We start from the raw sequence: 20476 nt of genomic DNA, 5'->3' as shown, positions 1-20476 counted from the left end.
TGCGGTCGTGTTGCTCCGTGTTCTCCTCTTCGACACGTTCGAGTTCTGATGACTGAGATCGGAGGGCGGTTTGGAGGGTGTCGATGTGCTGTAGGTAGATCTTGGTGGGTACGTTGTGATCTTGGCTCGCAGGTAGATGGGCGGGGAGCTTCCACGCGTACTCCGACTGCGGAGGCGTCGCATCCCGCGTCCGTTGCCGCCGTCGATGGTCCCTTTGCCGATTGGCGCACCGTGTCGTGCAGAACCGCTGAGAGCTGCGAGACGGCTCAAGGTCGTCCCCGCACTCTTCGCAAACTTTTCCACTCACGTCGGTTCATCAACACCGAGCCCAACCGCTACATGACATCCCGTGAGCCCTTACACACGTCCACGCCTTGGGTGCCAGAGGTGTAGCTCATGCGGGAGTATCTTCCGCGGGCCGAGGGGTGAGAATTGTGGTGCCGCTTGGCGACGTCTATTCACATTGGTGCCGGGGAGCCCGAAGACGTGTATGACGCGAGGTCCGTGGGTGAGCCGGATTGTTGCCGTAGAGCACGTGGGTCTGTTTCCTGATCAGAGGATCCTCCAAGCGGCGCTGATAGTGATTCTCGCTTCAAAGGATGGGTGAGTCTGATGGACGTGATGTTCGAACGCGTCGCCGGGCTGGACATCGGGAAGAAATCGGTGACTGTGTGCGTGCGCACGCCCCGTCGTCACGGCGAGACGCGCACGTTTCGGACAATGACGCGCTCGCTGGAGCTGATGAGGGATTGGCTGGTCGGGCAGGGGGTGACGCTGGCGGCAATGGAGTCCACGAGCACGTACTGGAAGCCTGTGTTTACTCCTTGGAAGAGCGGATGGAGTGCTGGCTGCTCAAGGCCGCTCATATGAAGGCGGTTCCGGGCCGCAAAACTGAGGTCAAAGACTCTGAGTGGATAGCACAATTGCTCGAGCACGGCGTGCTCCGGCCTTCGTTCGTGCCGCCTCCGCCGATCCGACATCTGCGCCTGCTGACGCGTTACCGGGTGCAGTTGATGGGAGACCGAACCAGGGACGCCGGCCGGTTGGAGAAGATGCTCGAAGATGCCAGCATCAAGATCTCCTCGGTGGCCTCATCCGTGACCACCGTCTCCGCACGCGCCATGCTCGCGGGGCTGATCGCCGGGGAAGCTGATCCGGAGGTTTTGGCGCAACTGGCGAAGGGAAAGATGCGGTCCAAGATCCCTGACCTGATCGAGGCGTTGACGGGCCACTTCGATGCCGATCATGCCCGGCTGGCTGCGGCGATGCTGGGTCGCCTTGACCGGGTCGAGGCCGCGTTGGCGACACTTGATGCGGCCATTGCGGACGCTTCACGTCCGTGGGCCCATCAGGTTGAGTTGCTGCAGACGATCCCGGGTGTGGGGCTGAAAGTCGCGCAGGTCATCATCGCCGAAACAGGCGGTGACATGTCGCGGTTCCCGTCGGCGGCGCACTTGGCGGCGTGGGCAGGTGTCGCGCCGGCGATCCACGAGTCGGCTGGGCGCAGGACTCCGGCCGGTGCGAGGCACGGAAACAAATGGCTCACCTCGGCACTGGTCGCCTGCCGGCGGGGTGGCAAGCGGGCCCAGATCGCGGCCGCGCACTCAATCCTCGATAGCGCCTCCTACATGCTTGAACGCGACGAGCCCTACCGAGACCTCGGACCCGACTGGCTGCACCGCCGGCACGACGAGGCACCTACCCGACGGCTGGTCGCCCAGTCGAACGGCTCGGACACACCGTCGTCATCGACCCGGCCGCCTGATTTTTAGTACGCTTATTGCCCGGAGCGACACCTCCGGTGGGTCACTCACGCCCTGCTCGGGTTATTCAAGGGTCTGTAGCTGAAGGGTACGTTCCTTCCGCGGACCTTCGAGATTGGAATTGCTTGCGCTTCGCGATGCATCTTCGCATTGGTGCGGGGAGCCGTTAGAACTGTATGACGCGATGTTCTTGGCAGCGAGAGATTGCTGATGTAGAACAGCGCGGCCACGAGGCGCTGTTTGATACAAATAGAGGTAGGCGGTCTTCGTGATGCGTCGTCGTAGCGATCCACCTGTTAGAGGGCGCCGGACGCCGGCCGGTGAGGCTACTATCTCCCAGTGCGCACAGAAGCTTACGCAGACCGGCCGATAGAAGCGCAGAAGCCACCCAAACTGATTTACGGCCCAGTCAAGGAAAGGTGACTCGCCGCTTGGCCGCGAGCTGATTCTCTGTCGTCTGACGGCCCAAAATCTGGAGATCCAGTAGGGTTTTGTATCCATCGACGTGGTGAAAAATACGGCGGCCCCCGCAGTCGTCCTGCACAAGCCAGATCAGGGAGCCATCGGCGGATACCCCCGTCGACCGTTCCTGATATTCGCCCATCGCCCTTTTGCAGATTATGCAAGACCACACTGTCGCCTTAGATGAGCTCACGCCAGTCCGCGACGACCGGTCGGTGGCCGTCGCGTGGGAGTTGAGGCAAGGAACTACCTTTCTGTCGGTCGCGCGGTGATGACGCCGCCCGCTCGAATTGCCTGTTGAGCGGCTTGCCGGCCGGGGCACAGATGCGCCCGGCGCAAACACGTTCGCTCAGTTGGTGTATGGGTCTGCGATGCCGATGTATTGGGTGGTGGTGTATTCGGCGATGCCTTCGGAGCCGCCTTCGCGGCCCAGGCCGGACTGCTTGACGCCGCCGAAGGGGGCGGCGGCGTTGGAGATGACGCCGGCGTTGAAGCCGACCATGCCGAAATCGATCTGTTCCGCCACGCGGAGCAGCCGGTTGAAGTCACGGCTGTAGAGGTAGGAGGCCAGGCCGTATTCAGTGGTGTTCGCGAGACCGATGGCGTCCTCTTCGGTGGTGAACGTGGTGACCGGGGCGACGGGGCCGAAGATTTCCTGGCGGAGGATCTCGGCGTCATTGGGCACACCGCCGAGCACGGTGGGCTGGTAGAAGTAGCCGGGCCCCTCCACGGGGGCGCCGCCCGTCACCGCGGTGGCTCCGGCGGCGATGGCGGCACTGACCAGGGCGTGGACGTCGTCGCGGGCGCCGGCGTCGATGAGCGGACCCACCTGGGTGTCGGGTTCGGTACCGCGGCCGGTGGTGAGGGCGCCCATGGCGGCGGCGAACTTCCGGGTGAACTCCTGTGCGACGGAGTCCTGGACGAGGAAGCGGTTGGCGGCGGTGCAGGCCTCGCCCATGTTGCGCATCTTGGCGGCCATGGCGCCTTCGACGGCCTTGTCCAGGTCCGCGTCCTCGAAGACGATAAACGGCGCGTTGCCGCCCAGTTCCATAGACGTGCGCAGGACATTCTGCGCGGCGTCGGCCATGAGGCGCTTGCCCACCGGGGTGGAACCGGTGAAGGAGACCTTGCGCAGCCGCGGATCTGCAAGCAGCGGACCGGAAATTCCGGCAGCGCTGGAGGAGGACACCACATTCAGCACCCCGGCGGGCAGGCCGGCATCGAGCATGGTCTGGGCGAAGTATTGGGCCGTCAGGGGTGTGAGTTTCGCGGGCTTGAGCACCATGGTGCAGCCGGCGGCGACGGCGGGCGCGACCTTGCGTGTGGCCATGGCGAGGGGGAAGTTCCAGGGGGTGATGAGAAGGCAGGGCCCGACGGGCTTGTGCTGGACCAGGATCTTGTTCTTGCCCTCGGGGGTGGTGAGGTAGCGGCCGTAGTCGCGGACGGTCTCTTCGGAGAACCAGCGGAGGAATTCTGCCCCGTAGGTGACTTCGCCGCGGGCTTCGGCCAGGGGCTTGCCCATTTCCATGGTCATGAGCAGGGCGAAGTCCTCTGCCCGTGCGGTGACCAGGTCGAAGGCCCGGCGCAGGATCTCGGCTCGCACCCTGGGTGCGGTCCGGGCCCAGGAGGCCTGCACGGCGTCGGCTGCATCGAGGGCGGCGAGGGCGTCCTCGCTCGTGGCGGATGCGAGGGTGGCGAGCACCTGCCCGGTTGCGGGGTCGTGGACGTCGAATGTGCCGCCGTCGGACGCGGCGCGCCATTGTCCGTTGATCAGCAGGCCGGTGGGTACGGCAGCCAGGAGGGCGGTCTCCTGCTTAGTGGCGACGGTAGGGGACGCTACGGGGGAAGTGGTCATGCGGAGGTCTCCTCAAGAGAATTTTGGGGTTGGACTGGCTCAACCACCACCGGTGCTGTTCTGTAGCTGGCAGGAGCTTCTGCGTCTGCCCGCCGAATGCATTCAGCCGCCAGCCCTTCGGTGCCCAGGGAAAGGCCGCCGGCCCTTCTCGGCACCCCGCCAGGTCAGTGGACGTACGAGTCGTCGATTGGTATCAACATGGGCATTGTCTGCTTATCCCCTCGGTTAGGGGATAACCGAATTGTCATCGAGCGTGTGCCACGCGCGGTCGTGGTACACGAGCGGACTCGGTCGGTCGTCAGCGAGGGACGCCTGAAGGGCGCGAACCGCCACGATGGTGGACGTGCCGGCAGCCATGCGACTAACGATGCGGCCGCGGAGCCAGGTTGAAGCCGATGTCAGGACGGGTTCGCCCGTCTCTAGCGCCGACCACGAAGACGGGTCTTCGAACCTGTCGATGCCGCTCGTTGCGAATCTCCGGGCCAAAGGGAGCTCGTCCACGCCGAGCATGTGTACAACGACGTTCGTGGCGTTGGAAATGGTCGGTGCTGCGGAAGACAGGTCGGACAGGGAAAAGACCAACAAGGCAGGATCGGCCGACACGGAGATCACTGATGTGGCTGTCAGCCCGACCGGTCCGTTGCCATCGTTGGCGGTGATGATGGCAACTCCGGCCGGATGGTTTCGAAAGACCGCTTTGAAGTCTTCGGCGCTAATGGATTCGCCGAACGTGTCTTCATGGCTGCTCTCCACTGGACTGGGCTGGGTCTGCGTCATTGGGTTCCCTCTCGGACTGGAGACTACAAGTCGAAACAAACTAGATTGTCATACGATAATACGAAAATCTGGACCATGTCAACGATCCCCCATACCGAGGTCCCCCTATGCCGGCTTACACCGGACCTTCATCCCCGCCGCAGCGGGGGGTTGGCATAAGGAATTACAGACCTCATGCCCGGCACTGGAGATTTGCCGCGCAGACAGACCGCGCGCTGGCAAGAGCGTCTTTCCTGGCGGCGCACATGCAGCATGGAGGCCTCACTCATCCGGGAACAGGGGCGGGGAGGACTTTTCGGCAACGGATTGCCGCTCCTTCACGAACCATTCGGGCGCGCAAAGCGATAGCGATTGACGGAGGGCTCCCGGTAGCCAGGATCTGGAAATATTGCTCCGAATCTATTTGGAGCACCCATTGCCCCGGGCCGCGGCTCCGACGTTTACAGCGCGGAGTACGTCACTGGGAATTTCACCTGGCCCGGCGGCATGAGGGGGCTTGCTCCAAACGCTTCCAAATCTCACAACAACTCCTGCAGCACTTCAGAGACCGCGTTGAGACGGAAAGGAACGGTGTGGGCCAATCATCGCGGGTTCCTGCTGCCGGAGGCGGTCGGCTCATGATGTCCGCCAGGGCGTCCGTTAGCGATGAACACTGACGCGCAAGCAAGCAGGATCCCGGCGATGGTGAATATGCTGGGGCCACGCCCGGAGCCGGGCAGAAGAATTACGTCGATAACCAGTGCGGCGATGCACTGACCGGCGACCATGCCGAGAAAGAGCCGCAGAACGCCGAAGTTTTTCGCAGCGATGGGGCCGAAGATTCCCACGGCGGCACCTAACGCTCCTCCCGTCCAGGCCCAGCCGGGCAGCGAGGACAGCGGCACAAGGCTGGTGGCAGAAATCGCCAGGCCTAGAAAGAGCACAGTCGCGCCAACTAGGAAGTTGATCAAACCCATGGCGAGCGGCTCCCCTGTACTCCTCACCAAATGCGCGTTTCCTGCTTGTTGAAACGCCACAGCGGCACCCCCGGCAACAACCGAAATCAAGATGACCGGATGGGACTGGCCAGTCTGGTCGAGAGCGCCGACCGCAACACCCGCCAACGCCCCGAAGGCGCCGGCCAGTCGCCGTCGCGACGGAAGCTGGCGCCCTGCCGGTCCGACGCCCCATGCGTCGGCAAGGATGCCGCCCAAGAGCTGGCCAAACACTAGGGCGACCGTCAGGAACGCCAGGCCCACAATGGGCGCCGCAACAGCGTTTGCAGACACTGCCATGGCTCCGGCGACGCCGCCGAAGAACCACCACAGCCGAACCCGCGAGCGACCGGACCTTAACTCCCTTAGGGCCCGGGGGACTGCGCCGCTCAGAATGGCCAGCAACAAGACGATCGCGAGGGCCGCGCCGTTGTTGACGGCGGCTGCGGTCAGCGCTGATCCAAGGGACTCTCCGAGTCGTCCGTTAACAAAGGACTGCAACGACACCGCTGCGCCCGCCACGACTGAGAGCAGGGTGCCAACCAATACACGTTGACGGGCAGGCCGACGAGTACCCGCCAGTGGCTCGGACTCACGCGAAGGCAGTGAAAACACCGCTACGGTCAGCATGCCAGCATGACGAATGAATGCTCTTTTCCGTTTGCGTTGGCGAGTACGCCGTCACGCGCGGCCCCACTCTATATGGCCCGTGTTCCATCAGTCGATGACACCCAGGGATGTCGCTGTCGAGCATGCTTTGTCCATTCTGAAAAGACAGATCAGCCGGCCGTTCAAGGCAAAAGCGGTCTGCGAGAGGGGGATCTTGCTGCGTGGACTTTACTCACCCCGGCTGGTACGACAGTTCCGGTCACCAGGTCGAAACGCAAATGCTGTTTTTGTGCGCCAGTGCTCAACCAAAAACAATCGTATTACTATCATACAATCGTTTCAGAATCCACAATGACCGGAGGCTGGCTCTAGCTGCCGAGGGCCCCTCACCGCCTCCGGCCCTGGGATCTGGGGTTGCCGGACTGATCTCCACATGACCGGCCAAAGGAATAAACGCCATTTACGTGAAGGACAACGTGCAAACCCGGCGGCGTGGCCAGCGGTTCTTCACTTCGGCGCTGGAGGCAAACTTGTGATTGACACCACCCGCCATCTATTGAATGATTGTACGACAATGCGGCGAACGATCTTCTTGCCGGGGACCTTCCACTTCACGACTGGAGCACTTCAATGACGAACGCACCAAGTTCCCCCAAGGGGCTTACCCGCAAGAAAGCATGGCAGGTAGCCGGGGCCAGCCTGGCCGGCACGACCATCGAGTATTACGACTTTGCGATATATGGCTTGGCGGCGGCCCTGGTGTTCCCCAAATTTTTCTTCCCCGGCGGAGACCCTGTTCTCAGTTCCATGGCCGCCTTCGCGACTTTTGCCGTTGGCTTCATTGCCCGGCCCGTCGGAGGCCTGATCTTTGGCCATTTCGGAGATCGAATCGGCCGCAAGCCGACCCTGGTCATCACCCTGGTGATGATGGGCATCGCATCCGCACTCATCGGGGTGCTTCCGACTTATCAATCCGTTGGAATCTGGGCTCCCATTCTGTTGGTCACCCTCCGGATCCTCCAAGGCATTGCCTTCGGTGGAGAGTGGGGCGGGGCAGTTCTCATGGCATTCGAGTACGCCCCTCCGGGACGAAAAGCCTTCTTCGGTAGCATCCCGCAAGTCGGCCCCGTCGCAGGGGCTCTACTCGGCAGCGGAGTCTTCGCTCTGATCACACTCATGCCTGAGGAAGCTGTTCTCTCGTGGGGCTGGCGCGTTCCTTTCCTGTTCAGCGTCGTGCTCGTCGTCGTCGGCATGCTGATGCGCTCGAAAGTCAGCGAATCGCCAGAGTTCGAAGCACTCAAGGAACAAGGCCAAACTGCCGCACTTCCGTTTGTGGACGTTCTAAAGAAAAACCCCGGGTCCGTGGTCCTGATCATCTTTGGGTATCTTGGCTTTGGAGCCTACGCGGCCGTGTTGGTCACGTACATGCTTTCCTATGGAACAAAGCAACTGGGAATTCCCGCCAGCGTCCTCCTGACGTTCGCGCTACTGGCCAGTGCCCTCCAGATTCCCATGATGCTCCTGTCCGGCTACATGGCCGACCGCTTTGGGATGCGAAAGGTCATGGTCGCAGGCCCCATCCTCGCGATTGTCGGGGTCTATGTCTTGTTCACCGGGGTGGGAACGGGACAGCCGCTTGGCATTGGCTTGGGTTACGTCATCGGCCAACTCTGCTACAGCGTGTGTGCCGGGGCGCAGCCGGCCCTGTTCGCGGAAGCTTTTCCTGCACCCGTCCGGTTCACGGGCATGTCCCTCGGCTACCAGGTTGCGAATGTCCTGGGCACCGGCGTTACCCCGCTGCTGGCCACAGTGATCGTTAGCCAAACCGGGTCCGGCTATGCCGTAGCAACATATGTGGCCGCCGTGCTCGTCATCTCCCTAATCTGCCTTAATCTCCTGGTGAGCAAGGCATCGCGCAATACGAGGGAGCGTGTCATTGCTCCGGTCGTCGAACATTCATCGACAGCCAGCTAGGAGAGCTGTGCGCGTGGGCCGCAACCGACCCACGCGCACCCAAGCCTGCCGCCGTCCAACAGCTCAACGAAAACGGCGCGCGGCACAGTCCGTAGATTCGCGGCAGCGCCACGAGCAAAGGCGCTCCGCCCCACCCATGCGAAAGAACCCATGAACCAGGCTTTTGTGTACGACGCCGTCCGGACCCCGTTCGGGAAGTTCGGCTCCGGCCTCGCGGCCGTCCGCCCGGACGACCTCGCCGCCCACGTGATCGGTGAGATCGTCAAGCGCGCCCCGGCCCTGGACGTCGAGCGGATCGACGAGGTGGTCTTCGGCAACGCCAACGGCGCCGGCGAGGAAAACCGCAACGTCGCCCGGATGGGCACCCTGCTGGCCGGGCTGCCGGCCTCAATCCCCGGCACCACGGTCAACCGGCTCTGCGGCTCCTCCCTGGACGCGGCGATCATCGCCTCCCGCCAGATCAACACCGGCGACGCCGAGCTCATGCTGATCGGCGGCACCGAGTCCATGTCCCGCGCCCCCTGGGTGCTGCCCAAGACCGAGAAACCCTACCCGGCCGGGGACCTGACCCTGGCCTCCACCACGCTGGGCTGGCGGCTGGTGAACCAGGCCATGCCCACGGACTGGACCATCTCCCTGGGCGAGGCCACCGAACGGCTGGCCGAGAAGTACGGCGTGAGCCGCGAGGCGCAGGACGAGTTCGCCGCGAACTCCCACAACCTCGCCGCCGCGGCCTGGGACGAGGGCTTCTACGACACCCTCGTGGCCCCGGTCCCCGGCACGGACCTGGTCCGCGACGAAGGCATCCGGGCCGGCTCCACGGCCGAAAAGCTCGCCGGGCTCAAGACCGTGTTCCGGACCGGGAACGGCACCGTCACCGCCGGGAACGCCTCCCCACTCTCCGACGGCGCCTCCGCGGCCTGGCTCGGCTCCGAGGCCGCCGCCGGGATCCTCGGCCTGGAACCGCTGGCCCGCATCGCCGGGCGCGGCGCGCACGCCAACGACCCCCAGTACTTCGGCTACGCCCCCGTCGAGGCCGCGAACAAGGCCCTCGCCAAGGCCGGCATCGGCTGGGACCAGGTGGGCGCCGTCGAACTGAACGAGGCATTCGCCGCACAGTCCCTGGCCTGCATCAACGCCTGGGGCATCGACCCCTCCCTCGTGAACCGGCACGGCGGCGCGATCGCCATGGGCCACCCGCTCGGCGCCTCCGGCGGACGGATCCTCGGCACCCTGGCCCGGTCCCTGCAGGCCTCCGGCGAACGTTGGGGAGTCGCCGCGATCTGCATCGGAGTCGGCCAGGGCCTCGCCGTCGTCCTCGAAAACGTAACTTAGGAAGTGAGGGGCTGACCATGCTGAATTTCATTGACACCGTCGGCGAGGCAGTCGCCGGCATCAAAGACGGCTCCACCGTGATGATCGGCGGCTTCGGCAACGCCGGGCAGCCCTTCGAACTGATCGACGCGCTGCTCGACGGCGGCGCCACCGGCCTGACCGTGGTGAACAACAACGCCGGCCAGGGCGACCAGGGCCTGGCCCTGCTCATCAAGGAAGGCCGGGTGAGGAAGATGATCTGTTCCTTCCCGCGGCAGTCCGACTCCTGGCACTTCGACGAAAAGTACCGCGCCGGCGAGATCGAACTCGAACTCGTCCCGCAGGGGAACCTCGCCGAGCGGATCCGTGCCGCCGGCGCCGGGATCGGCGGCTTCTTCACGCCCACCGGCTACGGCACCATGCTCGCCGAGGGCAAGGAAACCCGCTATCTGGACGGCAAGTGGCAGGTCTTCGAGACCGCCATCCACGCCGACGTCGCCCTCATCAAGGCCCTCACGGCAGACGGAACCGGCAACCTCGTCTATCGCAAGACCGCACGGAACTTCGGCCCCATCATGGCCGCCGCCGCGAAACACACCATCGTCCAGGTCTCCGGGATCGTCCCCACCGGCGCCCTGGACCCGGAAGTCATCGTGACCCCCGGAATCTACGTCAACAGCGTCGTCCGTATGAACACAGAAAGCGTGGCCTGAGATGAGCGTGCAGTCCAACAGCCAGGCCGGTATCCGGGTGTCAGACAAGCCGCTGGGCCGTGACGATCTCGCCCGCCTCGTGGCCCGCGACATCGCCCCCGGATCCTTCGTGAACCTCGGCGTCGGCCAGCCCACCCTGGTCTCCAACTACCTCGAGCCGGGGCAGAACATCACGCTCCACACCGAGAACGGCATGCTCGGCATGGGCCCGGAAGCCGCCGGGGACCAGATCGACGGCGACCTCATCAACGCCGGCAAAATCCCCGTGACCGAGCTTCCCGGGGCGTCCTACTTCCACCACGCGGATTCCTTCGCGATCATGCGCGGCGGGCACCTGGACATCTGCGTCCTCGGCGCCTTCCAGGTCTCGGCCACCGGGGACCTCGCCAACTGGCACACCGGGGCGCCAGACGCGATCCCCGCCGTCGGCGGGGCCATGGACCTTGCCACCGGCGCCAAGGACGTCTTCGTCATAATGACGCTCCTGACCCGCGACGGCGCATCCAAGATCGTCGAGGCGTGCACCTACCCGCTCACCGGCATCGGCTGCGTCACCCGCGTCTACACGGACAAGGCCGTCTTCCTCACCGGCCCCGACGGCGTCCAGGTGCGGGAGACGTTCGGCTGCTCCCTCGAGGAACTCCAGACCATGGTCCCCGTGCCGCTAAGTAGCGTCAATCACGACTCCGTCCTTCATTTCGGCACCGGTTCTGTTGCCGTATCCGGCTCATGCTAGAGCCGTCAAACTCCGGCCGCCCCGCAGGCGCCGAGCACCAGTCCTGTGATCCTGGGCCGAGGAAAGACCTCCACAACAATGGGGACATACCGCCACCGCTGTCTTCGTCAGGCGATTCCTTGCAGTCGTCCGCGCGTGGTCACCGCTATTCCCTGAAGGGTTCAAAATGAAGGGTCCACAGCACCTAGTACCTCCGGAGCCGCATCGACTCCCCACCGTGACACCCGACAATAAATGGAGCTCCTTCAAGGCAGGTGACCTCGTGGAGGTTTGGTCGGATGGCGTCCCGCGGTATTCAGCACAGGTGGATGATCACTCCGAGGACGGCGAAATGGTGTGGATAATCGAGACTAGAACAGCGGCCCGACGGCTGCTGCTCCGCAGCGACAACGTCGCCCTCTACAGGCTCTCGGCGTAGTCTTCCTCCTGAGGTACCAGGAAGAGTGTGGCCGGCTTGGGCCCATGCAGTGACTCCATGAGACCCCGGCACTCCGCTCCACCATCCGGTGTCCGCCAGAAGACCATCTGAAGTTTGAAGCGGAAAGGAACCACCGTGGTAAGCCACCCCCAGCCGGAGGCCGCACAGGCTCCGGTCGCCCGCCCCCTGGACGGGATTGTCATCGCCGACTTCTCCCGCGTGCTGGCCGGCCCGTATGCCACCATGCTCCTGGCCGACATGGGCGCCGAAGTCATCAAAGTCGAAAGCCCGGGCGGGGATGACACCCGCTCCTGGGTGCCTCCGGTCCGCCCCGACGGTGTCTCGACGTACTACTCGGCCATCAACCGCAACAAGAAATCCGTCGTGCTGAACCTGAAGGACGAGGACGATCTGGCCGCCGCCCAGGAGCTCGCCGCCCGCGCCGACGTCGTGATTGAAAATTTCAAGCCCGGCGGACTGAAGCGGTTCGGACTGGACTACGTCTCGGTCCGGGAACGCAACGAGGCTGTCATCTACTGCTCGATCAGCGGATTCGGCACCGCCGAAGGGGCCGCCCTTCCCGGCTATGACCTGATCGTCCAGGCCATGTCCGGGCTGATGAGCCTGACCGGAGACCCCAACGGTGAACCCTACCGCGCCGGCATCAGCGTCTTCGACGTCATGGCCGGACTGCATTCGACCATTGGCATCCTCGCCGCCCTGCACCACCGGGACCGCACCGGTGAAGGGCAGAACATCGAAACGAGCCTGATGGCCTCGGCCATGAGCGGGCTCGTCAACCAGACCTCCGCCTACGTTGCCGGCGGCGTCACACCGTTCAGGATGGGCAACGCCCACCCGAGCCTGTTTCCCTATGAGGCGTTGCCGACCAAGGACGATGACCTGATCATTACCGCCGGCAACAACGCCCAGTTCCGCAAGCTCTGCACCGTGCTCGGCGTACCCGAACTTGCCGACGACGAACGGTTCGCCGAGAACGCGGGCCGGACCCGGCTCCGTGAAGAGCTCCGCCCCCTGCTGGTGGAACAGCTGAAGACCCGGAGTGCCGAAGAATGGTTCGGGAAGCTGAACGAAGCCGGCGTACCCAACGGGCCCATCAACACCATCAAACAGGGCGTCGAATACGCCCAGAAACTCGGGCTCCAGCCCGTCGTCGAGGTCGGCACCGGGACCAAGACCGTCCCGGGCGTGCGCAACCCGATCACGTTCTCCGCCACCCCGGCACGGTACGACCTGGCACCGCCGGAACTCGGCGAACACACCGACGAGATCCGTGCCTGGCTTGCCGCATCGCCGTCCCGACCGCCTCAACCACTGGAGAATAATGAACCCCGCGACCGAGCATGAACAGCTGCAGTTCCCGACCTCTCTGGGAACCTCCACCGCCACCGACATCCGCCTCCTGGGCCAGGACCTCGCCGCTGACCTGATGGGCAAAGTCAGCTTCGGTGAACTGGCCTTCTGGCTCGTTGCCATGCGCCGGCCCACAGGCGGGGAACTGCGTGTCTTTGAATCGGTGCTGGTCGCACTGGCCGATCATGGCTTCACACCCACCGCCATCGCCGCCCGGCTTACCTACCTCAGTGCGCCGGACTCCCTGCAGGGAGCCATGGCCGCCGGCCTGCTCGGCGGCGGCTCACGGTTCCTCGGCGTCACCGAAGACTGCGGCCAGTTCCTCGCCGCCACCCTCGCAGCCCACGATGGCGACCACCCCGACACGGACGCCGGATGGGATGAGCTGGCGCTGAGCGCGATCACCGCCCAGCGGGCCGCCGGCAAATTCGTCCCCGGGCTGGGCCACCCGAACCACAAGGTCCAGGACCCCCGCACCCCGGTACTGATCGGCATCGCCGAGGAGGAAAGCCTGCGCGGCCCGCACCTGCGCCTCTTCGAAGCCATCGGCCGAATGAGCGAAAAGGCCCTCGGCCGCAAACTGCCCCTCAACGGCGCCGGCGTCTGCGGTGCCGCCCTCGCCGACCTCGGCTTGCCCACCGACCTGCTGCGCGGATTCGCGCTGCTGGCACGGGCCGCCGGCCTGCTCGGGCAGATCGCCGAGGAACGCCGGAACCCGATCGCTACGGAGATCTATATGGCGGTGGACCGGAACGCCGTCTACGTAGACCCGCAGTCACCCGAGGCACCGGAGGCACCGGAGACACCGGACGAACGCTAAACCAGCGGGGCAAGGCGTCGTCATCGACTACGAACGGTGCGTTACGGGCCAGTTTTTATCCGCCTCTGCATGACAGTGTCCCCGCGTCCACGGATCAGGGCCTGTCCGCCGGGGTGAAGTCGGTGAAGGACATCTTGCGGTGGCCGTCATCTTGGATGAGCGGTCCGGTGGCGGCGCCGACAGTGGAAGTCTGGATGACGTGAGTGCGCCTGCGGGAAGTCCGGCTGCCTGCGCGAGATGGGCAAACCACGGGTGGTCGGCGCGATCAGGTTGGCCGGCTTGAGCATCATGGTTCAGCCGCTGCGACGGCCGGGGCTACCTTGCAGGTGGCCCCGGCCAGCGGGAAGGTCAGCGGGCGATCAGCCGGCACGAGCCAACGGGCTTCTTCGATACGAGCAAGCACTCTTGCCCTCCGGGGCTGCAGAGTAGCGGCCGTCCACGCGTACAGCTTCCTCGCAGATCCGGCGCAGGGAATCCACACCGTGGGGATCCTCGCAGCGAGGCTCTCCCAGCGGTTTGCCCATCTCCCGGTCATCTGCAGCGCGAAGTCCTCGGCCCGGGCCGCCACTCGCTCACGAAGGCGCGGCACAGGGTGTCGGTCAGAGCGTTGCGTGTTCTGCTTCGAATGCGGCGATTTCTTCGAGGATGATCGGGGCGGCGGTGGTGGCTGCGTGGATGCCGATGACGCTGGCGATCTCCATGACTTCGAGGATTTCCTCCACGGTGGCGCCGTAGCGGAGCGCGTTCTCCATGTGCAGCTTGGTGCCGCGTTCGTAGAGGTGGGTGGCCGCGATGTCGAACGCGATGTAGATGAATTCCTTGACCTTGGGCTCCAGCGGCCCGTACTTCCAGGAGGCGGAGGAGAACTCCGTGTAAGCCTCAAGGTATTCCGGGTCGAGCTCCAGGGTGTCGTCCCAGGTCTTGTTCCAGTAGCCGCGGTTTTCGGTGAATTCCTTCTTGACCCGTTCCTGGTACTCGGTCAGGGGCTGTTTGGCGGGCCGTGCCCCGGTTTCGTCCAGGACCTCGCAGAGAATCGGCACTCCGACGTTCATGGCGTGCACGCCGAGGGTGCTGGCCAGTTCCACCACCTCCATGATCTCTGCCGACGTGGCGCCGAACCGCAATGCGGCCCGGGCATGCTGCCGGACGCCCGGGAGGTACATGTGGGTTGCCGCGCTGTCCACGGCAATGTAGATGAACTCCTTGACCTTGTCCTCGAGGTGGTTCTTCTTCCAGGGAACGGAAGACATGGACAGGTACCCTGCGAGGAACTCGGGGCTGAGCGCCAGGATCGCCTCCCACGCGTCGCCCCACGTTCCGCGGATGCTGATGAAGTCTTGTTTGATTTGCTGCTGGCGGGCTGTCAGGTCCATGGGTTTTTCCTTCTCTGGGATGGGGCGGGCAACCAACTGCTGCCCAGGGCTGGCCCGTTTCGGGCATGGCAGAGGGAGTCTCGTTGTTTCGCGGTGTTGCTGTGGGGTCTGCTGTGTGGAGGGTTAGTCGTCGAAGTCGGCGAGGGCGGTTCTGGCAGCGTGTCGGATGTGGGCCTCGTAGAGCTCGGTGGCCTGGGTGATATCCCGCTTTGCCACCGAAGCGGCTATCGCTTCCATCTCCTCTACTGCTTCCATGGCGCGCCCGGGGTGGGATAGCGACGTTGCTCGAAGAACGTGCACCCTGGCCTGGATTTGTTCCATGAGCACGCGCAAGGCTTCACTGCGGGCACCAGCGATCAGAACAGCATAGATGCCGCTCTTGGCTGCAAGAACGGACCTCATATCGCTGATGTTTTGCGCGCTCTCTGTGCGGTGGAGGGCCGACGGCAGCCGGGTTGCGCCGTATTCCGTACCCGTAGCCTGACCGACGGACCTCTGGGTAATCAGGGACTCCAAGGCCGCTCGCATGTCGCTGATATGCTGCTCGGTCACTCTCCGGTAGTTTGCTGTGGCTTTCCTAAGATCAGATATTTCATCGTCGGAGGCCCGTTCGATGAATCGCTGAACCACAAGGGATTCGAGTCTGGCGCGGACCTCGTAAAGGTCCTCGGCCTCCGAACCAGTGGGACGGCTGACGATTGCGCCCTTCTGGGGAACAACGGTCACCAGCCCTTCTGAGGAGAGCTCCCGGATGGCTTCCCGGACGGTGGTCCGGGAGACCCCGAGCCGCTCCATAAGTTCCCGCTCCACGAGGCGCTGGCCGGGCTTGAGCTGCAACCCGGTGATGGCGCTCCGGAGCCGGTCGACAACTTGCTCGCGCACCGGCATTGCCGGGCGTCCCAGCGGCTCGGAGGCCCATGAGTCGGCCAATGCATTGGTCACCGTCATCGTGTTCCTTCTTCCTGCGCGCGGATCTGAGCAATCCTACCTTTGACTGGCTGCGGGCTCTTGTGAAGTTGCAGCAACCCATCGGGCTATTTCGGTGTGGTCGGCATTGTCGGGGAGTTCGGCCGCGGCTTCTTCCCAGAGCTGGACGGCGGCGTGACTGAGGCGCGATGCGGCGTGGACCTGGTCGGCGAGGTCCACGGCTATTTTCATGTCCTTGAGCATCAGCTTCAGTGCGAAGCCGGAGTTGTAGGTGCCGGTCAAGATGAAGTTGGGCCATTTGTTCTCGGTGGAGCCGCTCTTGCCGCTGGAGCCGTTGACAATCTGCAGCAAGAGTTCCGGGTCCACGCCGAAGCTTTGCCCGGCCAGGATGGCCTCGCTGCTGACCAGCAGGTGGGTGGCGGACATGAGGTTGTTCAGCGCCTTCGCGGCGTGCCCTGCCCCCACTTGCCCGGCACGCCTGACGGTTCCTAAACACTCCAGAATGGTGGCAGCCTCCGCCAGATTTTCGTCTATTCCGCCTGCCATCACGGTCAGCGTCCCGTTTTCGGCCCCCTTCACTCCTCCGGATACGGGGGCGTCGACGAAACGGATCCCATTTTTCCGCAGCCGTTGCTCAAGGGCCCTGCTGCGAAGCGGCTCGCTTGAACTCATGTCGATGACCAGGGTATTGGCGGCGAGTTCGGCGTTCACTTCCGGACTACTGATCACAGATTCGACGATGTCGGAGTTGGGCAGCATCAGAATCACGACGCCCGCTCCGGCCACGGCCTCTGCAGGCGATGCGCAGCTGATGCCGCCTGCCTCCGTTAACCTGGTCCTGGCCTGTTCGGAGAGGTCGAATCCCCTTACGGTGTGGCCTGCGGCGAGCAGTCGCTGCGCCATCGGGGTGCCCATGTTGCCCAGGCCGATAAATGCGATCGTGGTCATGGCGTCTGGCTTACCTTTATCTCGTTGAGCGCTTTCTCGGCGATCCGGAACGACTCGAGGGCCGCCGGGACGCCGACGTAGATGGCTGTCTGCATCAGGACTTCCTGGATTTCCTGCTCCGAGACGCCGTTGTTGATGGCACCGCGGACGTGGACTCCGAGTTCGTGGGGCCGATTCAGGGCCGTGAGCATGGCGAGGTTGATCAGGCTGCGGCTGCGGCGGTCGAGGCCCTCACGGGTCCAGACGGCGCCCCAGCAGTATTCGGTGACCAGTTCCTGGATGGGGCGGCTGAATTCGGATACCTGTCCGAGGGAGCGCTCCACATGGCTCGCGCCTAGGACCTCCTTGCGTACGGCCAGGCCCTCTTCGTACGTGGTGGTGTGGGTGTCGTTGGTGTCCATGTTTAGTCCTTTCGAAGCTCTGGGCTTGTGGTGTAGTCGGATTCCTCGACGGGTTCGGCCCAATGGGTCTGGCCAAGGGAGATCGCAGTGTGCGTCATGAAGGAGTCCGTAGCGGCCCCGTGCCAGTGGCGTTCCCCTGCCGGACACCACACGGTGTCACCGGCATTGAGCACCCGCGGTGTGTCCTCACCCTCGGCCTGGATCAGGCCGCGTCCGGCAAGGACTTGGAGGATCTGGCCGTTTTCGTGGTGGTGCCAGTAGGTCCTGGCGCCGGGGGTGAAGTTGACGGTGTTGATGGTGACGCCGTCCGTGGACGCCATCGTCAGGTATGGGAAAGCGGCGCCGCTGAACTGTGAACCGGCTTTGCCAGCCGTGCCGTCCTGCAAAGGTCCGTTGATGATCCTCACTGCTGTTCCTTTGCTTCGTACGGCGCGCGGCGGTCCTGTTCGAGCGTCTCGGGGCCTGCCGGCGAAGGGTCAAAGAGCCGGACCCCGCCGGACATATCTCCGATGGCGTCGACCACCGTGTTACTGATCTGCTCGGCGTATCCAAGGGCGTTGGCCAGGCCGAAGCTCGCCAGGGGCCCTGCGGAATTGGGGCTCGCTACGCCGAGGTCTCCGGTCAGCTCGACGTAGGCCAACACATCCTTCATCATCAGGGCGTTGGTGAGTCCGCCCTTGAGGTAGTCGCCCTTGATGATTTTCGGGAACCTGTTCAGCGAAGCGAAGCTGACCCCGGAGCTGTTGTTGATGACATCTAGCAGTACTTCGAGGTCCAGGCCGGCCTTCTTGCCGGCGACCATTGCTTCGGCCGTGGCGGAAAGGGTGATGGCGTTCAAGAAGTTGTTGATGAGCTTGGTCGTATGGCCCGCCCCGGACGCTCCCGTGTAGAAAATCTTGCTGGAGAAGAGTTCCAGGGCCGGCCGGGCGCGCTCAAGGACGCTTTCCTCGCCGCCCACCATCAGCACCAATTGGCCTTTTTCCGCCGCGGCCGCCCCGCCAGAGATGCCGGCGTCGAGGTAGCTTGCGCCTGCTGCGGCCACTTTGCCCGCAATCATGCGGGTGGAGGCGGGCGCGGACGTGCTCAGGTCCACCACGATCTGCCCGTCCCGGAGGTCCTCCAGGACGCCTCCGTCACCGAGCATGACGGCCTCCACGACGGCACTCTTGGGGAGGGAAAGGAGGACTATATCCGAGCCTCGTACCACGTCCGCCGCGCTCTCGGCCGGGCTTGCCCCTACTGCGGAGATGTTCGCTGCAACGGGGTCGTAACCCAGCACGTCCCGTCCGGCTTTGGTGATGCAGGCAGCCATCCGGCCGCCCATGTTCCCCAGTCCGATAAACCCAATACGGAGTTCGCTCATTGTCCTGTCCTCTGAAAGATGTTGCCGTAAATGGCCTCGTCCACGCTGGTGGTATCCCAGGCGCCAGCCCCCCCGCTGGGGCGGACGGTGTTCACGATGGAGGCTCCGCCGTCGGCCGCGATCACCTGGCCGGTCACGTACGCGGAGTCGTCGCTCAGCAGGAAGGCCACGACGCCGGCAATTTCCTCGGGGGTGCCGGCGCGGCGCAGGGGAGTGGTGCTGGCGCGCTGCTCCATGTCGCTTTTGCCGCCGCTGGTGGTCGCGGCGGCGGCGAAGAGTTCAGTGGGGACGATGCCCGGCGCCACGGCGTTGACCCGGATGCCCAGCGGGCCGCCGTAGACGGAGCCGCCATGGACCAGTCCGACGACGGCGTGTTTGGAGGTATGGTAGGCCAGTAGGTCCGCTGCTCCCGTGAGGCTCGCGATGGACGCCGTGATCGCGATGTTGCCACCGGTGCCCTGCGCGGCGAACTGCCGGAAGGCCGCGCGCATGCCTAGGAACTGACCGCGGACGTTCACGTTCATGACGCGGTCGAAATCCTCGACCTCGACCTCCGGCAGGGCCGCGAACTTGCCGAAGATCCCGGCATTGAGGTGGTGCAGGTCCACGTGGCCGAAGGCGTCGAGAGCCTCCCGCATGTAGTTGTGGACGTCCGCTTCGTTGGCCACATCCGTCGCCACTGCGATGGAGCGGGTGGGCAGTGATCGCGCCACGGCGTCGGCGGCGTCGGCGTTGATGTCGACGACGACGACGTGCGCCCCCTCCGCGGCGAGCCGCCAGGCCGAGGCTCTGCCCAGGCCGCCGGCCGCTCCGGTAACGACGGCTACTTTGCCGTCAAAACGCTGGCTGGTCATGACTGTTCTTCCTTTCTGCCGATGGTTGCTGCCAGTCCGGCGAGAGGGCCGGCGGTGACAGGGGTGAACCGGTCCAGGGTGGAGGGGTCATGGCCTGTCACGAGATGGCTGGCGGGCGTGTCTATCAACTGCCGGATCGTGTCGAACCCGGCATACATTTCCCGCACGTCATTGACGAACATGAACGGCAGGTCCTGTTCGAATTCTTCGTAGTAGTGGATGGCGTCCGAGGCGAGAACCACCTGGCCCTCGCTAGTTTGGACGGTGACGATTGACTGGCCAGGGGTGTGGCCCCCGACGCGTGACATCTGGATGCCTGGGGCAACCGTGTAGTCGTCGTCGAAGGTGGTGACTCTTCCTTCCCCTGCTGCCCGCTTCAGGTAGTCGAGTTCTTCGGTTTCGATTGAGTGCTGGAACTGCTTGCGGGCGGCGAAGCTGCTGAGCCAGAAGTCCAGTTCGGCGCGGGCGATGATGATGTTCGAGTCCGGGAACAGGTCCAGGTTCCCGATGTGGTCGTAGTGCGCGTGGGTGACCAGCACTTGGGGTGCTTCCGCGGGATCAACGCCCAGGGCTGCGAAGGCCTCGATCGGCTCGATAAGGAAGGTGCGTTTCCGGCTTTCCCCGCCCTGCCGAGAGAAGCCAGTGTCGACGACGACGGTACGTTGCCCGTTGCGGATTACCCAGAAGAAGTAGTCCATGTCCACGGGCCCATCAGCCGTTTTGTAGATGTGGTAGTTCAGGTACACGTCGCTCTTCAGTGTGGATCGGGTACCGAACTTCACAATGCTGACTTGATACGTGTCGTTGTGCGTCATACTCGT

The 20476-nt window shown here is 64.2% G+C and carries 20 protein-coding genes; 9 read left to right on the top strand and 11 right to left on the bottom strand.

The genetic code is table 11. From position 1 onward, the window contains the following. The first annotated feature begins 603 nt into the window (after window positions 1-603). Both ACSBOX_RS12250 and ACSBOX_RS12245 read left to right on the top strand, forming a co-directional pair. A complete protein-coding gene (locus tag ACSBOX_RS12250) occupies window positions 604-870 on the top strand; it encodes a hypothetical protein (RefSeq protein WP_442542715.1) in 267 nt (88 codons plus the stop codon). After that, window positions 837-1772 (top strand): IS110 family transposase, encoded by a 936-nt coding sequence (locus ACSBOX_RS12245; RefSeq protein WP_442546024.1) that lies wholly within the window; start codon window positions 837-839, stop codon window positions 1770-1772. Before ACSBOX_RS12250 ends, ACSBOX_RS12245 begins: the two co-directional genes overlap by 34 nt. Before the next feature lie 802 nt (window positions 1773-2574). Here ACSBOX_RS12245 and ACSBOX_RS12240 read toward each other — a convergent pair. From ACSBOX_RS12240 to ACSBOX_RS12230, 3 genes are all read right to left on the bottom strand, one after another. Next, window positions 2575-4080, bottom strand: a complete 1506-nt coding sequence (locus ACSBOX_RS12240) for an NAD-dependent succinate-semialdehyde dehydrogenase (RefSeq protein ID WP_442542714.1) — start codon at window positions 4078-4080, stop codon at window positions 2575-2577. 225 nt (window positions 4081-4305) lie between these two features. Next, window positions 4306-4857 (bottom strand): flavin reductase family protein, encoded by a 552-nt coding sequence (locus ACSBOX_RS12235; RefSeq protein ID WP_442542713.1) that lies wholly within the window; start codon window positions 4855-4857, stop codon window positions 4306-4308. Window positions 4858-5438: 581 nt separating this feature from the next. Beyond that, on the bottom strand, window positions 5439-6353 hold the full coding sequence (locus ACSBOX_RS12230) for a DMT family transporter (protein ID WP_442542712.1): 915 nt from the start codon (window positions 6351-6353) through the stop codon (window positions 5439-5441). Window positions 6354-7070: 717 nt separating this feature from the next. Between ACSBOX_RS12230 and ACSBOX_RS12225 the strand changes: the two genes are divergently transcribed. The 7 genes from ACSBOX_RS12225 to ACSBOX_RS12195 all read left to right on the top strand — a co-directional run bounded on the left by ACSBOX_RS12225 (window position 7071) and on the right by ACSBOX_RS12195 (window position 13789). Continuing rightward, on the top strand, window positions 7071-8414 hold the full coding sequence (locus tag ACSBOX_RS12225; RefSeq protein WP_442542711.1) for an MFS transporter: 1344 nt from the start codon (window positions 7071-7073) through the stop codon (window positions 8412-8414). A 150-nt stretch (window positions 8415-8564) separates the two neighbouring features. Next, entirely contained in the window at window positions 8565-9749 is a 1185-nt protein-coding gene (locus ACSBOX_RS12220; RefSeq protein WP_442542710.1) for a thiolase family protein, read from the top strand. A gap of 17 nt (window positions 9750-9766) precedes the next feature. Then, window positions 9767-10441 (top strand): 3-oxoacid CoA-transferase subunit A, encoded by a 675-nt coding sequence (locus ACSBOX_RS12215; protein ID WP_442542709.1) that lies wholly within the window; start codon window positions 9767-9769, stop codon window positions 10439-10441. Between the two features lies 1 nt (window position 10442). Then, window positions 10443-11177: a 3-oxoacid CoA-transferase subunit B gene (locus tag ACSBOX_RS12210; protein WP_442542708.1), complete on the top strand. Its 735-nt coding sequence runs from the start codon at window positions 10443-10445 to the stop codon at window positions 11175-11177. Between the two features lie 217 nt (window positions 11178-11394). Continuing rightward, a complete protein-coding gene (locus ACSBOX_RS12205; protein ID WP_442542707.1) occupies window positions 11395-11595 on the top strand; it encodes a hypothetical protein in 201 nt (66 codons plus the stop codon). 135 nt (window positions 11596-11730) lie between these two features. Beyond that, window positions 11731-12963, top strand: a complete 1233-nt coding sequence (locus ACSBOX_RS12200; RefSeq protein ID WP_442542706.1) for a CaiB/BaiF CoA transferase family protein — start codon at window positions 11731-11733, stop codon at window positions 12961-12963. Beyond that, on the top strand, window positions 12941-13789 hold the full coding sequence (locus ACSBOX_RS12195) for a citryl-CoA lyase (RefSeq protein ID WP_442542705.1): 849 nt from the start codon (window positions 12941-12943) through the stop codon (window positions 13787-13789). The genes ACSBOX_RS12200 and ACSBOX_RS12195 overlap by 23 nt, the downstream gene beginning before the upstream one ends. A gap of 599 nt (window positions 13790-14388) precedes the next feature. Here ACSBOX_RS12195 and ACSBOX_RS12190 read toward each other — a convergent pair. The 8 genes from ACSBOX_RS12190 to ACSBOX_RS12155 all read right to left on the bottom strand — a co-directional run bounded on the left by ACSBOX_RS12190 (window position 14389) and on the right by ACSBOX_RS12155 (window position 20470). Then, complete coding sequence (locus ACSBOX_RS12190) at window positions 14389-15162, bottom strand: carboxymuconolactone decarboxylase family protein (protein ID WP_442542704.1); 774 nt, start codon at window positions 15160-15162, stop codon at window positions 14389-14391. Window positions 15163-15285: 123 nt separating this feature from the next. After that, entirely contained in the window at window positions 15286-16110 is an 825-nt protein-coding gene (locus tag ACSBOX_RS12185; protein WP_442542703.1) for a GntR family transcriptional regulator, read from the bottom strand. Between the two features lie 36 nt (window positions 16111-16146). Next, entirely contained in the window at window positions 16147-17037 is an 891-nt protein-coding gene (locus tag ACSBOX_RS12180) for an NAD(P)-dependent oxidoreductase (protein ID WP_442542702.1), read from the bottom strand. Further along, window positions 17034-17438 (bottom strand): carboxymuconolactone decarboxylase family protein, encoded by a 405-nt coding sequence (locus ACSBOX_RS12175; RefSeq protein ID WP_442542701.1) that lies wholly within the window; start codon window positions 17436-17438, stop codon window positions 17034-17036. The genes ACSBOX_RS12180 and ACSBOX_RS12175 overlap by 4 nt, the downstream gene beginning before the upstream one ends. Before the next feature lie 2 nt (window positions 17439-17440). Beyond that, window positions 17441-17845: a cupin domain-containing protein gene (locus ACSBOX_RS12170; protein WP_442542700.1), complete on the bottom strand. Its 405-nt coding sequence runs from the start codon at window positions 17843-17845 to the stop codon at window positions 17441-17443. Continuing rightward, complete coding sequence (locus ACSBOX_RS12165; protein ID WP_442542699.1) at window positions 17842-18801, bottom strand: NAD(P)-dependent oxidoreductase; 960 nt, start codon at window positions 18799-18801, stop codon at window positions 17842-17844. Before ACSBOX_RS12165 ends, ACSBOX_RS12170 begins: the two co-directional genes overlap by 4 nt. Beyond that, the gene (locus ACSBOX_RS12160; protein ID WP_442542698.1) at window positions 18798-19655 is read right to left on the bottom strand and encodes an SDR family NAD(P)-dependent oxidoreductase; all 858 of its coding nucleotides are present in this window, start codon (window positions 19653-19655) and stop codon (window positions 18798-18800) included. The genes ACSBOX_RS12165 and ACSBOX_RS12160 overlap by 4 nt, the downstream gene beginning before the upstream one ends. Then, window positions 19652-20470, bottom strand: a complete 819-nt coding sequence (locus ACSBOX_RS12155; protein WP_442542697.1) for an N-acyl homoserine lactonase family protein — start codon at window positions 20468-20470, stop codon at window positions 19652-19654. Before ACSBOX_RS12155 ends, ACSBOX_RS12160 begins: the two co-directional genes overlap by 4 nt. Window positions 20471-20476: the final 6 nt, after the last annotated feature.

This window comes from Arthrobacter sp. KN11-1C (genome assembly GCF_052180225.1).
Taxonomy (GTDB): domain Bacteria; phylum Actinomycetota; class Actinomycetes; order Actinomycetales; family Micrococcaceae; genus Arthrobacter.
Note: the sequence above shows the minus strand (reverse complement) of the source record. Positions and strands in the feature narration are given on the sequence as shown.

Coding starts and splice junctions, on each gene's coding strand:
- ACSBOX_RS12225 (WP_442542711.1), top strand. CDS start 7,071: ATGACGAACGCACCAAGTTCCCCCAAGGGGCTTACCCGCAAGAAAGCA.
- ACSBOX_RS12210 (WP_442542708.1), top strand. CDS start 10,443: ATGAGCGTGCAGTCCAACAGCCAGGCCGGTATCCGGGTGTCAGACAAG.
- ACSBOX_RS12245 (WP_442546024.1), top strand. CDS start 837: ATGGAGTGCTGGCTGCTCAAGGCCGCTCATATGAAGGCGGTTCCGGGC.
- ACSBOX_RS12190 (WP_442542704.1), bottom strand. CDS start 15,162: ATGGACCTGACAGCCCGCCAGCAGCAAATCAAACAAGACTTCATCAGC.
- ACSBOX_RS12195 (WP_442542705.1), top strand. CDS start 12,941: ATGAACCCCGCGACCGAGCATGAACAGCTGCAGTTCCCGACCTCTCTG.
- ACSBOX_RS12175 (WP_442542701.1), bottom strand. CDS start 17,438: ATGGACACCAACGACACCCACACCACCACGTACGAAGAGGGCCTGGCC.
- ACSBOX_RS12165 (WP_442542699.1), bottom strand. CDS start 18,801: ATGAGCGAACTCCGTATTGGGTTTATCGGACTGGGGAACATGGGCGGC.
- ACSBOX_RS12180 (WP_442542702.1), bottom strand. CDS start 17,037: ATGACCACGATCGCATTTATCGGCCTGGGCAACATGGGCACCCCGATG.
- ACSBOX_RS12215 (WP_442542709.1), top strand. CDS start 9,767: ATGCTGAATTTCATTGACACCGTCGGCGAGGCAGTCGCCGGCATCAAA.
- ACSBOX_RS12155 (WP_442542697.1), bottom strand. CDS start 20,470: ATGACGCACAACGACACGTATCAAGTCAGCATTGTGAAGTTCGGTACC.
- ACSBOX_RS12185 (WP_442542703.1), bottom strand. CDS start 16,110: ATGACGGTGACCAATGCATTGGCCGACTCATGGGCCTCCGAGCCGCTG.
- ACSBOX_RS12220 (WP_442542710.1), top strand. CDS start 8,565: ATGAACCAGGCTTTTGTGTACGACGCCGTCCGGACCCCGTTCGGGAAG.
- ACSBOX_RS12160 (WP_442542698.1), bottom strand. CDS start 19,655: ATGACCAGCCAGCGTTTTGACGGCAAAGTAGCCGTCGTTACCGGAGCG.
- ACSBOX_RS12235 (WP_442542713.1), bottom strand. CDS start 4,857: ATGACGCAGACCCAGCCCAGTCCAGTGGAGAGCAGCCATGAAGACACG.
- ACSBOX_RS12240 (WP_442542714.1), bottom strand. CDS start 4,080: ATGACCACTTCCCCCGTAGCGTCCCCTACCGTCGCCACTAAGCAGGAG.